This window comes from Haematomicrobium sanguinis DSM 21259 (assembly GCF_000688395.1).
GTDB lineage: Bacteria > Actinomycetota > Actinomycetes > Actinomycetales > Micrococcaceae > Haematomicrobium > Haematomicrobium sanguinis.
In genome coordinates this window covers 94650-107504 of record NZ_JIAG01000006.1, presented here as the reverse complement: position 1 = coordinate 107504, position 12855 = coordinate 94650, and the positions used below count along the sequence as shown (strand labels likewise).

At 62.0% G+C, this 12855-nt stretch carries 11 protein-coding genes; 6 read left to right on the top strand and 5 right to left on the bottom strand.

What is annotated here, in order from left to right; genetic code table 11:
• Positions 1 to 678 carry an MtrAB system response regulator MtrA gene (gene mtrA / locus O148_RS0106985; protein WP_026530340.1) on the bottom strand — a complete coding sequence of 226 codons (678 nt, stop codon included), beginning with the start codon at positions 676 to 678 and terminating at the stop codon, positions 1 to 3.
• A 153-nt stretch (positions 679 to 831) separates the two neighbouring features.
• Here mtrA and O148_RS0106980 point away from each other — a divergent pair, with 153 nt between their 5' ends.
• The 6 genes from O148_RS0106980 to O148_RS0106955 are packed head-to-tail and all read left to right on the top strand — an operon-like array spanning position 832 to position 7485.
• Positions 832 to 2181, top strand: a complete 1350-nt coding sequence (locus O148_RS0106980; RefSeq protein WP_157374550.1) for a DUF7847 domain-containing protein — start codon at positions 832 to 834, stop codon at positions 2179 to 2181.
• A complete protein-coding gene (locus O148_RS15345) occupies positions 2178 to 2858 on the top strand; it encodes a hypothetical protein (RefSeq protein WP_051619954.1) in 681 nt (226 codons plus the stop codon). Before O148_RS0106980 ends, O148_RS15345 begins: the two co-directional genes overlap by 4 nt.
• The gene (locus tag O148_RS15340) at positions 2855 to 4114 is read left to right on the top strand and encodes a DUF4350 domain-containing protein (RefSeq protein ID WP_051619953.1); all 1260 of its coding nucleotides are present in this window, start codon (positions 2855 to 2857) and stop codon (positions 4112 to 4114) included. Before O148_RS15345 ends, O148_RS15340 begins: the two co-directional genes overlap by 4 nt.
• Positions 4111 to 5076, top strand: a complete 966-nt coding sequence (locus O148_RS0106965; protein WP_051619952.1) for an AAA family ATPase — start codon at positions 4111 to 4113, stop codon at positions 5074 to 5076. Before O148_RS15340 ends, O148_RS0106965 begins: the two co-directional genes overlap by 4 nt.
• A 1-nt stretch (position 5077) precedes the next feature.
• Complete coding sequence (locus O148_RS0106960; RefSeq protein WP_026530337.1) at positions 5078 to 6448, top strand: DUF58 domain-containing protein; 1371 nt, start codon at positions 5078 to 5080, stop codon at positions 6446 to 6448.
• Between the two features lie 2 nt (positions 6449 to 6450).
• Positions 6451 to 7485 (top strand): phosphotransferase family protein, encoded by a 1035-nt coding sequence (locus O148_RS0106955; protein ID WP_084157159.1) that lies wholly within the window; start codon positions 6451 to 6453, stop codon positions 7483 to 7485.
• 147 nt (positions 7486 to 7632) lie between these two features.
• On the opposite strand, the gene O148_RS17970 is transcribed toward O148_RS0106955, so the two are convergent.
• The 4 genes from O148_RS17970 to mnmA form a co-directional block, all read right to left on the bottom strand.
• On the bottom strand, positions 7633 to 9759 hold the full coding sequence (locus O148_RS17970) for an HNH endonuclease signature motif containing protein (RefSeq protein WP_026530335.1): 2127 nt from the start codon (positions 9757 to 9759) through the stop codon (positions 7633 to 7635).
• Between the two features lie 371 nt (positions 9760 to 10130).
• A complete protein-coding gene (locus O148_RS15335) occupies positions 10131 to 11198 on the bottom strand; it encodes a uroporphyrinogen decarboxylase/cobalamine-independent methonine synthase family protein (RefSeq protein WP_051619951.1) in 1068 nt (355 codons plus the stop codon).
• Positions 11188 to 11676, bottom strand: a complete 489-nt coding sequence (locus tag O148_RS15330) for a chorismate mutase (protein WP_084157157.1) — start codon at positions 11674 to 11676, stop codon at positions 11188 to 11190. The genes O148_RS15335 and O148_RS15330 overlap by 11 nt, the downstream gene beginning before the upstream one ends.
• 9 nt (positions 11677 to 11685) lie before the next feature.
• On the bottom strand, positions 11686 to 12846 hold the full coding sequence (gene mnmA / locus O148_RS0106935) for a tRNA 2-thiouridine(34) synthase MnmA (RefSeq protein ID WP_026530334.1): 1161 nt from the start codon (positions 12844 to 12846) through the stop codon (positions 11686 to 11688).
• Positions 12847 to 12855: the final 9 nt, after the last annotated feature.

Sequence of the window (12855 nt, the reverse complement as noted above, 5' to 3'; positions counted from 1 at the left end):
TCATCCTTGGCCCGCGCGATACCCCACACCACGCACGGTCATGATGATTTCCGGCGCCTCGGGATCGCGCTCAATCTTGGAGCGCAACCGTTGCACGTGTACATTCACCAGGCGGGTGTCGGCCGCATGGCGATAGCCCCACACCTGTTCCAGGAGAACTTCACGGGTGAACACCTGCCACGGTTTGCGCGCCAGTGCGACCAGCAGGTCAAATTCCAGGGGCGTCAGGGAAATGAGCTCGTTTCCACGGCGCACCTCGTGACCGGCCACATCGATGTGGACATCGCCAATCGTCAAGTTCTCCGGGGTCTTCTGATCTGCAGGGCGCAACCGCGCCCGCACCCGAGCCACCAGCTCGGCGGGTTTGAACGGTTTCGGTACGTAATCGTCCGCGCCGGACTCCAAACCTTTCACGACATCTGCGGTGTCAGACTTGGCGGTCAGCATCACGATCGGCAAATCCGATTCGGCCCGAATTTGCCGGCAAATTTCAATGCCGTCAATTCCCGGCAGCATCAAGTCCAAAAGAACCAGATCGGGATCGGACTCGCGGAATGTTTCCAGCGCTTCGGCCCCGTTGTTGCAAAAGATGGGCTCAAACCCGTCGTTCCGCAGCACAATGCCGATCATTTCGGCCAGTGCCTCATCGTCGTCTACGACCAGAACCCGTGTCTTCATGCCAACTCCCGTGTTTGCCCTCGCTGTGTCACGCCCAACATCGCGCTGCTCTTTAAGCCTATAGTTCAAAGTAGGCGCGAGTTACTCACCATCCTAGGCGAGCAACGCAGCAACACAACGAATCTGACGAGTACACGGCGATTGGGAAAATGCATGTCTTCACAACCACCAGGTGACCACGACCAACCTGAGCACCAATCTCGGCAAGATCCGCCAGTTTCGGGCACACCGGCCGAGCGACGCGAGGAGTCGCCCTGGGAAAAGTGGGAGCGCGAAAATCGGCCCCAACCAGCCAACCCCGCGTCCCCGTATGCGGACCGCGGCGACGGCGCGCCCAGGGGCCAACAGCCAAACCCGTACGGGGAGAGCGCGCCAAACCAATCCCCATATGGCCAGCAGCACCCGGCCCCCTACGGGCAGGGCCCATACGGCCAGAGCCCGTATAGCAACTCCCCGTACCAGGGCTGGGTTGCCCCGCCAAAGCCCGGTGTCATCCCGTTGCGTCCGCTCGGCGTGGGAGAAATCTTGGACGGCGCCTTCCAGGCCTGCCGCAAAAACCCCATTGCGACGTTCGGAACAGCCATCATCGTCACGGTGATCAGCACCTTCCTGGTGGGTTTGCTCAGCGCCCTCATTTTCAGCCAGATCGGCGTCGCCAACATCGACGAGACGACCATGTCCTCCACGCTGGCATTTCAAATGTTGGGCGCCGCGAGCCTGGTGGCAGTCGTGAGCGCGATTCTCACTGCTCTCTTTAGCAGGGTCACCGAGGGGCTAATCCTCATCCCGGTCTCCCGCGCCATTTTGAACCGCCCGACAAGTTTCACCCAAATGTTCCGCATCGGCGGAAAGCGCATTCTTCCGCTCCTGGGATTTGTGCTCTTGACGATCGTGGCATACGCGATTGTCATCACCGTGTTCGCCCTGATCGTGGCGGGCATTCTCGCCGGTTTGGGTGGCGCCGGTGCGCTACTCGTGCTCCCACTCGCCTTGGGCTTTGCCGTGCTGATGATCTGGATCGGCATCAAGATCGCCTTCGCTCCCCCGGCCATCGTCTTAGAGAATGCGGGAGTGTTCGCCGCGATTGCCCGATCCTGGACGCTGATCCGGGGAAGCTGGTGGCGAGTTTTCGGCATCACCCTTCTGGGCGCCGTCATAGTCATGGCCATCACCGGCATCATCCAGGGCTTGGTGAACGCGATCCTTGGACTGACCACCATGCCGTTTTCCGATCCGCAGGCCCAATTTGAAACGCTCGCCACTTTCAATATTCAACAGGTCATTTCCTACCTTGTGGTGGGGATTTTCTCCGGTATCGGTAGCGCGTTCGCCGCGGCTCTGGTTGGCCTGCTCTATGTCGACGTGCGGATGCGCCGCGAAGGCTTTGAGGCCGTGCTCATCCAGGAAATGGAGAACACCTCCGATCTTCCCGGCGGCACCGGCGTCCCCTCGCCGGAGACACCGGGCACCAGCTACGGGTATCGGCCCACCGACAACTCATGAGAATCGCGCCCGGGTTATCCGCATCGCTGGATGATCTCAGCAAGGACGAGGCGCGCCGCATGCTCGAAGACGAGCTCTCCAAGGCGCAATACCAGCCGACGATTGCTGACTGGATCGGCGAGCGGATAGGCGACTTCTTCCGCTGGCTTGGCGACGTTATCGACAATGTGCGCCAAGTTGACCCGGCAATTGGGACACTGTTGTTCGCAGCGGTGATTATCGCCGTCGTGCTTTTTATTGTGCTTTTTGTGCGCCCCCGGATTGCCGCGCGCTCGGCGGCCAAAGAGAAGGTGATGTTCGACGGCGATGCCCGCCTCAGTGCCTCATCGCACCGAAAACGGGCCGAGCAGGCGGCCCGTGCGGGCCAGTTTAATGAGGCCGTGCGCGAGCGGGTGCGTGCCATTGCGCGCTCGGCCGAGGAGCGCGCGCTCGTGGATGCTACTGCGACGTTGACGGTGAGCGAATTTACGCGCGCGGTGGGGCGTGCGGTGGATATCGATGGCGCGATGCTGGCCTGGTTGGCGTCCAGTTTTAATGCGTTTGCTTACGCCGATGTTGAGGCGACCGGGAACGATTATGAGCGGGTCGTGGACATTGACCGGTTGATCGAGGCGGCGCCGCGATTGCGTGGACCCGGTGCCGCCGGGCGCGCCGACGAGTTGGTGTTGCCTCGATGAGTCCGCTCGCGATCACCGAGGTTCCAGCCGCGCTGGGGGCGGCGGATCATGCCGATGCCGATGAGCGGAGGGGCGCGCGTCGGTGGCGGAGATGGTGGCCGGTGGGGTTGGTGGCGCTGGCGCTCGTAGCGTTTGTGGTGATCTCGTTGTGGCCGCGAGCGCAGAATTCGGCGGATTTGCTCGCCCCAAGCAACCCGAAGGGGCCGGGCGCGGCGGCACTTGCTGAGGTGCTGCGCCAAAACGGGGTTCCGGTGACCGACGTGCGGAACCTGGCGGATGCGAAAGCTGCGCTGGGCGCGAATCCGCGTGCGAGGTTGGTGCTTTTCGAGAACCGGGTGAGCTTGGATGAGCGACAGTTGGCTGAACTCGCCGCGGCGTCCGAGCGCGCGGTGTTGATTGCGCCGTCTGCGGCGACGCTCGAGGCGTTCACTCCCGCTGTGCGTCTCGCTGGTGTGGCTGCCATCGGTTCGGCCGAGGCGGAGGATGATTCCGTTGCGTTGGGGGCGGTACCGGCCAATTGCGCCGATCCCGATGCGGTGGCCGCCGAGTCGGTGACCCGCGGGTCCCGGGACCTTGGCGTTGCACCCTCGGTGTATCGCAGCGAGGACGGGCCGGTGTGTTTTCGCGATACCGAGGATGCAGGCGGACTTTTTGTGCGAGATACCGTTCGGGAAGTTGACGTTTTGGGTTCCGCCCGGGTGTGGACCAATGACCAAATCGATCAGGATGGCAATGCTGCTTTAGCCCTCCGGGTGTTATCTGGTGGCGAGGGCGTGGTCTGGTATCTGCCCGGGGAGGAAGACCTCGCGACGCAGGCGAGCGCCCCGCTAAAGTCTCCGCTGTCCTATTTGCCGGCCGCATACAACTTCGTGATTGGTTGGCTGCTCGTGTGTGCGCTGTTCTTGGTGCTATGGCGGGCGCGCCGTTTAGGGCCGTTGGTGCTGGAGCCGTTGCCGGTGACGGTGCCCGCCGCCGAAACCGCCATGGGGCGCGCGCGATTGTATGAGAATGCTCGGGCGCGGGCTCATGCTGCGCAAAACCTGCGCTCTGCGGCAATGGTGCGGATCAGCAAGAAGCTTGGGGTCGGGCGCGGCGCTGACGCTCGGCACGTTCGCGACGAACTCTTTGCAAGGCTCCCCGGGCGCGAGCAGCTCATTCGTGATGTGATGGATGCAGATTTACCGCAGACTGACCGCCAATTGGCGGCGTTTGCGCACAACGTACGAGAACTGGAAGGTGCCGTCGAAGACCTATGAATGCTGAGCCCGGGGCGAGTGCCCAAGAAGCGCTTACGCGAGTTCGAGCCGAGGTTGCCAAGGCCGTGGTGGGGCAGGACGGCGCGGTCACAGGGATGCTGATCGCTCTCATTTCCGGTGGGCACGTGCTCTTGGAAGGTGTTCCGGGCGTCGCCAAAACTCTGTTGGTCCGCTCGTTGAGCGCCGCCCTGGACGTGGGGACTAAACGCGTCCAATTCACGCCCGATTTGATGCCCGGGGACATCACCGGGTCGATGATGTACGAGTCGAAGGACGCCGAGTTCATTTTTCGGCCCGGACCGATCTTTACCAATATTTTCCTGGCAGACGAGATCAACCGCACACCGGCCAAGACGCAGGCCGCGCTCCTGGAAGCGATGGAGGAGCAACAGGTGTCGGTGGACGGGCTCAGCCGTCCTCTTCCGCAGCCGTTCTTAGTCGCGGCGACGCAGAACCCGGTTGAATATGAGGGCACTTATGCGTTGCCCGAGGCGCAACTGGATCGGTTCTTGATGAAGTTGGATTTGTCATTGCCGAACCGCGAAGACGAGGTAGCCATTATCGAGCGCCATGCCACTGGTTTTGATCCGCATGACCTTGCGGGCGCCGGAATCCGGGCGGTGGCTTCGGCCGAGGATATCCAGGCCGCGCGCGCTCAGGTGGGAACGGTGCGTATCTCTCCAGAGGTAGCCGCCTATTTGGTGGACGTTGTGCGTGCGACGCGCAACACGCCGTCCTTCCTTTTGGGCGTCTCCCCGCGTGGTGCGACCGCCTTGCTCAAGACGTCGCGGGCGTGGGCGTGGCTTGGCGGGCGAGATTTTGTCACTCCGGACGATATTAAGGATTTGGCGCTGCCTACTTTGCGTCACCGGGTCATGTTGCGGCCCGAGGCTGAGATGGATGGCGTCAAGGCGGACGAGGTTCTCGGCACCATTCTGGCTAACGTGCCGGTTCCCAAGTGATATGGCGCTGACCTACCGAGCCGTCATTGTGGCGTTGCTGGGCGTGGTGCCCGTGGCCCTGTTTCCGAGTTGGGTCACGATGGCGGTGTGGCTCGCGCTGGTCATTGTTGCTGTTGTGGTTGATGTCGCTCTTGCAGCTTCTCCGCGCCGGGTGGAGTTGGCCCGCGATCTTGAGCGTGCGGTGCGTTTGGGTGAGACCGCTGAGGTCGCGTTGCGGTTGACCAATCACGATCGTAAAACTCTGCGTGCGGTGGTCAAGGATGCGTGGCAACCGTCTGCTGGAGCGGAGGGGAATGTGGCTCGTCTGCACATTCCGGGCGGCGAAGTGCGAGCGTTGCGCTATCGGCTGACCCCGTCGCGTCGGGGCGACATCAGGGCAAGTCATGTGGCGATGAGGTCATTGGGGCCGTTGGGCGTGGCTGGTCGGCAGGCAACGATCGCGGCCCCCGAAGTGCTGCGCGTTTTACCCGCGTTCAAGTCCAAACGGCTCTTGCCCTCGAAGCTCAAACTCATGAACGAGATTGATTCACGGGCAAGCGTGAATGTGCGGGGCCAGGGCACCGAGTTCGACTCGTTACGCGAATACGTTCGCGGCGACGATGTGCGGTCCATCGACTGGCGAGCCACCGCACGCAGCCGCGAAGTGGTGGTGCGCACCTGGCGCCCAGAGCGCGACCGCCGGGTCATCATTGTGCTGGACACGTCGAGGACTTCGGCGGCCCGAATTCTTGATGAGCAGCGTTTGGATACCGGTATTGAGGCGGCGTTGCTTTTGGCGGCGCTGGCCGAGCGCGGCGGCGATCGCGTTGACTTCGTGGCCTTCGATCGGCGCGTGCGCTCACGGGTGCGATCAACCATGAAAATGGCAACGCTCACCAGTTTGGGCGCCGCGATGTCTGGACTCACGTCGGAACTGGTTGAGGCTGACTGGGATGCTGTCGCATCAGAAGTATTGCGGTTGTCGAAACAGCGGAGTTTTGTGGTGTTCTTGACGGCCCTGGATACGGGTGCCGTGCTCGAGGGCTTGCTGCCGGTACTGCCGATGTTGACGGCGCGCCATACGGTCGCTGTGGCGTCGGTGCGTGACCCGGAACTGGAACACGATACCCTCGGCGGTTGGGGCACAGAAACTGTGGATGCTCACGGTAAGCGACGGCCGGCTGGGGAGCACTCGAATACTCAAGGTTCTGTCAAGGCAACGGTACCGACGGCTTATCAGGCAGCCGCTGCCGACCGCGCGGTCTTAGAGCAGCAGTCGCTTGCGCAGATGATCAGGCAGACCGGCGCTGAAGTGGTAGAAGCTCCTCCGTATGAGCTTCCGTCGGCGCTCGTTGACTTGTATTTACGTTTAAAGGCAGCCGGGCGGTTGTAAGCGTGAATTCTTCTGGTATTGATTACGCAGCGACGGCCAATCGGCAACCGTGGGATGCTTTGCCTGTACTCGTGCAGTCGAGGATCCTGGAGGCAGTGCTGTCGCGTGGGGTGTTGTGCTCGCCTTCGGAGGGAAGCCCGAGCGCCGCCGGTGCCGGACGGGTTAGCGTGGAAGTTGCGTCCGGAGGTTTTACCGATGGATTCGCGGCGGTCGTGACATACGGGGAGCGCCGCGCCTTTGTGAAAGCGACCTCGACCGATTCGGAGCACATCTTTGCAAGCTATGTTCGTGAAGCCGAAGTGTTGCAGGTTCTTCCAGCCGAGGTTCCGGCGCCTGAATTGATTGCCGCCTTTCTCGTTCCCCACCAGGACGCCAATTGGCAGGTTCTCTTGACGAGAGCGGTATTGGGGCACATGCCCGGCCGTCCTTGGACTCATGACGACCTCGCACGAGTCGAAAGTGCCTGCATCCAGTACGAGCAAGCGTTGGCTCCTGCGCCTCCAGAGTTAGAGCTCAGCAGAATGATCGACGACTGGACGCCGGGCTCTTCTGCCATGGCTTCATTTCGTTTCCTCATGCGAGGCGAAATTGACGCACCCTGGCTAGGACGCACCCTCAACCGAGAACAGCTTGGCCATCTAGATCAGCTCACGTGGCTCGCGCCACAAGCGTTGGAGGGTGAGTGCGCAGTTCACAATGATTTGCGAGCCGACAATATTGTGATCGACAGCGGCGGCGCGGCCTTCATTGTCGACTGGAATTGGCTGACTATCGGGCCGATATGGTCTGACTGGCTCTATGTGTTGATGCAGGCTCACGGCCAAGGTCTCGACGTCGATTCGTGGATTCTGCGCTCAACCCTGACCAGAGATGTTCCCGCGGAGTTTATTGATTCCTGGTACTCGTCTCTGCTGAGTTACATGATTGCGGCCGGGAATCGTGAGGTCCCGACCAGCCCGTTTCTGCAATTGCACCGGCAAAACGAGGCGAGGTCGCTCCTGGCAATTTTGAGCCACCGACTCGACTGGGAGCTCTGAAGGACGCCAGTTCGGGATCGCTCAGCCGATGTCACCGCCTAAAGCCCGTCATCGCGGCGCCTTCCACTTGTTCGCGGCGAAGCCGTGTTTATTAGCGTCGCCATATTCGCGCCGTGTTTATTGGCGCCGTGTTTATTGGCGCCGTGTTTATTGGCGTGGTGTGGGTGGGGGCGGTGGTGTGGTGGTGGGGTTGTGGTGGAGTTGGTTGCGCACGGGGTGTTGAGCGGGATCGGTCCAGGGTGGCGGGATGAGCCAGGGTGTGTGGTTAGTGATGATGATTTTCCAGTGTTCCCGGTGGATCAGATGATGGTGATAGGAGCACAGCAGTACCCCGTTGTCCAGGTTCGTGGCCCCGCCAGCGGACCAGGGGTTCAGGTGGTGTGCTTCGCACAGGCTCATGGGAGTGGTGCAGTTCGGGAAGATGCAGCCCCGGTCCCTGGCGTAAAGGCCGGCGCGTTGGGCGGGGGTGAAAAGCCGTTTCGCCCGCCCGACATCCAGGGGTTGCCCGTTGCCGCCCATCACGACGGGGATGATGTTCGCCTCGCACGCCATTTTCCGTAACTGGCTGGCCGGGATCGGTCCGGTCCGTTCCAAGAACCCGACCCCGTGAGCGGACTCGAGTGCGCCGGTCAGGTCGTTCTGATCAATGATCGCGATCAGGGTTTGCTGAGAACGCACCATCACCCGAGAATCCAGGCCACCATCGCCACTAACCGGCCCGGGCTCCGGCCCCGGACCTGCAGAAACATCTGCGGCCGAATCTGCGGTAGCGGGGCGCGGTGGCGCTGCTGGTTCGGGTCCGTCGGCCCCGGCCGGGTGCGCGAGCGCCCCGCCGGCCATCTCGTCAGGCGCCGATTCTCCATGTTCCGCCGCGGCCGGGCCAATGCCGCCATTCTTGCTGCTGGGCGAAGTGTTGGTACGGGGTTTGGTGGGTGGATCGGTGAGCGCGAGCCCGCCGTGCCGGGCCGTGGCGATGAGGATGTCGAGAAGTTTTTGCGGGTACGTCGCTTCCCACCCCTGCCTGGAGCGCTCGACCTGCCTACCGCTAGGTTCCACACCGAGCATCGCCAACACCTGACCCACAGGCGTGTCCACACCCACACCAGCACCCGCGCCCGCGCTAGCACCGGCGCCCGTGCCGGTACTAGCGCCCGTGCCGGTGTCGGCGCTGGTGCGGGGGTGGGTGAGGAACGCGTTCAACGTGGTCGCTAACGCTTCGTATTGTTCCTGGGTGAGCACAGCTTTGAGCACATGCAACTTCCCCTGACGGCCCAGGTAAAACAATCCTTGATGCACCGCCAAATACCGTTCAGAGGGTTCAGCCCCGTCCTGATCAGCGATCGCCTCGTAATGCTGCCCGACCCGACGCAAGAACTCGGGCCCGAACCCGGAGGCAAGCTCACACAAATGCTGCTCCGCGGCCACCGCCAACTCATCCACATCCACGCCCGATGACTCCCCCTCAAACGCGGGAACCACCGATCTATGGGACCGGATACTTTTCACCGCCTCGTGGATCACCACCGCACCATCGATCCCGACCTCACCAGCGGCCACCAGTTTGGCCAACTCCGGTTCTTTCGCGTCCCGAGGGGACCCGTCCATATGCACCCGCGGCGCGGTCACCTCCGCCAAGGTCAACCGGTTCGCCGCGTCCCGGGCCCGAATATGCAACGTGTTGACCATCAAGTCTTTCGTGGTCTTATATTCCGGACGTAACGGCTCATCCTCCCACCCATACGATCCGCCCCGCGGACTGGAGGCCACATGCTCGCTCTCCAACAACCCGGCCAACCGCACCTGCACCGAACCCACCACACGGGATAACGCTTCAACCTCTAACGCCGCATCCAAAATATCCCGCCGCGGCGCCCCCACCCCCACCACACCCAACTCATCCACCAGACCCCGCAACACCGCGGACACGCCCGCCAACCCCGCCACCCCCGAAAACACACTCACCACCCCCGCACCAGCCACAGCATCAGCGCCAATGTCAGCGCCAGTGTCAGCGCCAGTGTCAGTGTCAGTGTCAGTGTCAGCGTCTGTATCGGTGGCAGGCTCCGGGACGGCATCGGGGCCGGAAACTGGATGTCGGTGCCGGCTGTTAACGTCGGGACCATGAGCAGAAGAACCGTTACCCGAGGACACCCCCGTCGCCTCGCGCGCACCGTTGCCCGCAGCAACCGGACCGGTGACAGTCGGGGTGTCATCCCCACGAGTGTCACCGGGTTTCCGGTCCGGGCGTTGCGCCCCGGGATTCAGGTCTTCCATACCCCTAATACTACTCTCATGTGAGGCACACCACAACTTATTTCGGATAATTCAACACAATTCTTCAACCAATGGTTTAAGGTTAAGTATACGAGCCTTTTACGTAATCTTTTCTGCGCCGATTTAAGAAATCTATCGCGCGCATCCAGCCGCTCTGCTTACCTCTCACAGCAGGCAATCTGCCGCGTCAAGTCGACGCGAGAAATTCTGCAGCCTAACGGCATTAAGTCAGAATTTACACATCGATACCAAGAACGTCGCGACCCCCGAAAAACGGTACAGCAGATCACCAGTGAAAAATCTTAGAGACTTCGATCGAGATACGATGTTTTCGCTCTGAAAAGCCCACAGCAGGGCAAATGGAGCAACAATTACGCCGAGGTTTGTTCGTTGATCGCACTCGCGACATAAACAGCTGTCTTGAGCGCTGCCCGAGCCTGCACCACACTTCCAGAAGCCAACCCTGGTCGGTGAGCAAGGACGAGTCGACCGAGTTGCGCGGACCCAAACCCAAGATCGCGCCATACCTGCAGAATCGAACCGGCTTGAGACGCCACCGAATCATCTCGGACAGCAGACCAGCACACGTGGCGCCCGGAATCGATGAACTCGCTCAATCGGTCAAGACCCCGCGCACTCGAGGGCATATCAGAGACAAGCCCATCCGCACGCGAATCCGCGATAAGCTCCCACGGGATCGCCGACATCGGCCGTCCAACGAGGTTAACCCACACCTCACTAGTCCCAGCCAAGTGCGCAGCATCGATCACCGTGCTCCACGCTTGCCGCACTTCCTGCCGATCCACGGAACGATGCGTCTGGTATCCGCTACTGGTCTTGAGCGTGCCCTCGAGCGCATTGCTCACCAGCGTCTCATCCAGTTGCACCACGATGCGGGTGCCGGGACTGAACACCAAGAGTGCCTTGACAGCTTCCTCGACACCCTCGGCCAGCGCAGCACTCAGATCCCGGCGGGCACCATAATCTCTAACGGCGCGTTCCCCCACCCCAAGCCGGACGTTGGACCAGAGTTGTGCGGGACCGGCAAACTGCACTTTCAGCGCATTGAGCCCCGGGTCTGAGCCCGCCCTCCCATCCCCATAGGCTCGTGCAACGGTCTCCACCGCCAATAGATCGTCACGCCAAAAACTCAGCAACCGCCCGTGATCTACCCCGGCAACTGGGACTAACCGCCAACCGTAAGGCGCGGTCTCGGCAAACACCTCGGGCATGACCGCGAGCGTACGCCCAATGATGTCGCTTCCGGCACCGCGGGCGGAAAGCAACGGCACAAACGGCAAGTTGGAATCGGCGAGTTCACCAAAAACAACTCGGCACGCTTCCAGCGGATCGCTCCCGGGCCAGGGACCCAAGCCCGTCGCAACCGCACGCGGCCCGACTGCGCCCGTCCCGTCCGCTCCGGCAAGCTCAGTCGCCATGACCCTCCGGCGCAGCTTGCGCGCCAACGTCACTGCGCCCAACGTCACTGCGCCCAACGTCATCGCGTCCACGGACTGCGTCACTTGAGCCGGCACCGGCGCCGTCATCACGTTGATGATCGTCGGCAATCGCCTGATGGTGGCGAATCACCTCGGAAATAATGAAGTTCAAGAATTTCTCTGCAAACGCCGGATCCAGGTGCGCCTCTTCAGCCAACACCCGCAACCGGCCAATTTGCGCGGCCTCCCGGTCCGGGTCCCCCGGAGGAAGCTGGTGCTGCGCCTTGAGCACGCCCACCCGTTGCGTCGCTTTGAACCGCTCGGCCAATAAAAACACCAACGTCGCGTCGATGTTGTCGATACTCGATCGCATCGACAATAGCTCTGCCATCACGTCCTCAGGCACTTCACCTTGCAACGATGATGCCCTCGGGTCGAAGGGCGCCGGGGTGTACTCGTTCGCGCTCGTGGAACTCATACAAGCAGTCTAGGAGACTGCCGCAGCATCCCAAGCCAGCGACCGCGCCGAATCAATCGTCGCCTGCCCCAACACGCGCGACCCCTGGTACAACACCACAGTCTGCCCCGGCGCAACACCGCGTAATGGTTCATCCAGACGCACCACCAGCTCGGTCACCCCCTCTGTAACTACCTCGACCCACGCCGAGGCCGGAACCGGGTCGCCATGTGCGCGCACCTGCGCCATGCACTCAAACTCTTCGCCGACGCTGCCCACCGCGGAAGACACACCGGCAACTTCGGGCACCGGTGCTCCGGCCCAGGAAACCTTGATCCCGCGCAACTGTTCAATGTCCAGCAGCTCCTGCGGACCCACCACCACGGTGTTTTCCTTGGGACGAATCTCCAACACAAAGCGCGGCTTCCCATCCGCAGCCGGCGTGCCCAACTTCAGCCCGCGCCGCTGACCCACGGTAAACGCGTTCGCCCCGGTGTGCGAACCCACCGTCTCCCCATTCTGGTTCACGATCGCGCCCTCGCTCATCTCGATGCGCTCCTCGAGCCACCCGCGGGTATCCCCGTCGGGAATGAAGCAAATATCGTGCGAATCCGGCTTTTGCGCCACCGAGAGCCCACGCCGCTCCGCCTCGGCCCGCACCTCGGCCTTGCTCGGCGTATCGGCGAGCGGGAAGTAGCAGTGCTCCAACTGCTCAGCGGTCAGCACACCCAAAACATAGCTCTGGTCCTTGGCCCAATCTGCCGCCCGGTGCAACTCGCGCGAACCATCCTCTAGCGTCACAACCTTCGCGTAATGCCCGGTGCACACCGCATCAAATCCCAACGCCAGCGCCTTCTCCAAGAGCGCCGCAAACTTGATCCGCTCATTACAGCGCATGCACGGATTCGGCGTCCGCCCGGCCGCATACTCTTCAATGAAGTCATCCACTACGTCTTCCTTGAACCGCTCGGAAAAATCCCAGACATAGTACGGAATACCCAGCTTGTCGCACGCCCGCCACGCGTCACGCGAGTCCTCGATCGTGCAACAGCCGCGGCTCCCGGTGCGCAAAGTGCCGGGCATCCGTGAAAGCGCCAAGTGCACGCCGACAACCTCATGCCCGGCCTCCACCGCACGCGCGGCGGCCACAGCGGAATCCACTCCGCCGCTCATCGCTGCCAAAATCTTCATGTCATATCC